A 1,260-nucleotide genomic window follows, 5' to 3' on the forward strand; every position below is an offset into this window, starting at 1 on the left:
AATGAGGAAATCATGAAGGCAGTAATTTTGGCCGGGGGCTTGGGTACTCGTCTGAGCGAAGAGACAGTGGTAAAACCAAAGCCAATGGTGGAGATTGGTGGAAAGCCTGTCTTATGGCATATCATGAAAATGTACTCTGCTCATGGTATTAATGATTTTATCATCTGCTGTGGTTACAAGGGATATGTTATCAAAGAGTATTTTGCCAACTATTTCCTGCATATGTCTGACGTAACATTTTATATGTCAGAGAATCGGATGGAAGTGCATGAGAAACGAGCCGAGCCTTGGAATGTCACCTTGGTTGACACCGGGGATACCTCTATGACAGGAGGACGTCTGAAGCGGGTAGCAGATTATATAAAGAACGATGAAGCTTTTCTATTCACCTATGGGGATGGTGTTTCCGATGTGAATATTCAAGCCACTATCGATTTTCATCGTAATCATGGAAAACTGGCTACTCTTACCGCCACCTTACCGCCGGGACGTTTTGGTGCGCTTGACATCAAGAATAAACAGATCCGCTCTTTCCAAGAAAAACCAAAAGGCGATGGCGCCATGATCAATGGTGGTTTCTTTGTACTCAGCCCAAAAGTGATTGATCTCATCGATAATGATGCTACTACCTGGGAACAAGAACCGCTAATGACCCTGGCAGAACAGGGCGAATTGATGGCATATGAACATACAGGCTTCTGGCAGCCTATGGATACTCTGCGCGATAAACATTATCTCGAAGCATTATGGGAGAAGAGACAAGCTCCGTGGAAGATTTGGGAGTAAACACTGTGATTGAAGCAAACTTCTGGCGTGGAAAGCGTGTTTTTCTCACGGGGCATACCGGTTTTAAGGGGGGATGGCTCTCCTTGTGGCTTGAAGAGATGGGAGCAATTATTCGTGGTTATTCGCTACCTGCACCAACTGAACCCAGCTTATTTGAAGTGGCGAACGTTCATAAAGGTCTGCTCTCTGAAGAAGGGGATATCCGTGATTTTTTCCATCTGCGTGAAGCCATAACTGACTTCAAACCCGAGATAGTCTTTCACATGGCGGCTCAACCACTAGTAAGACTCTCCTACGATAATCCTATTGAGACTTATTCCACCAATGTAATGGGGACAGTCTATTTGCTGGAAGCTATCAAGCAGGTTGGCGGTATTAAGGCAGTTGTCAACATTACCAGTGACAAATGCTACGAAAACAGGGAATGGGTTTGGGGCTATCGTGAAAACGAAGCTATGGGCGGCTATGATCCCT

General features: G+C 45.2%; 2 protein-coding genes. Both read left to right on the plus strand.

What is annotated here, in order from left to right; all coding sequences use genetic code 11:
* Positions 1 to 12: 12 nt before the first annotated feature.
* The gene (rfbF, locus tag V2H77_RS00570; protein WP_265379050.1) at positions 13 to 786 is read left to right on the plus strand and encodes a glucose-1-phosphate cytidylyltransferase; all 774 of its coding nucleotides are present in this window, start codon (positions 13 to 15) and stop codon (positions 784 to 786) included.
* A 5-nt stretch (positions 787 to 791) separates the two neighbouring features.
* The coding region (locus V2H77_RS00575; RefSeq protein ID WP_341497248.1) for a GDP-mannose 4,6-dehydratase at positions 792 to 1,260 on the plus strand (469 nt) is incomplete at its 3' end.

Source organism: Photorhabdus sp. P32 (assembly GCF_038085095.1).
Taxonomy (GTDB): domain Bacteria; phylum Pseudomonadota; class Gammaproteobacteria; order Enterobacterales; family Enterobacteriaceae; genus Photorhabdus; species Photorhabdus luminescens.

Excerpts from the sequence above, each read along its gene's own strand:
- rfbF (WP_265379050.1), top strand. The coding sequence starts at position 13 with ATGAAGGCAGTAATTTTGGCCGGGGGCTTGGGTACTCGTCTGAGCGAA.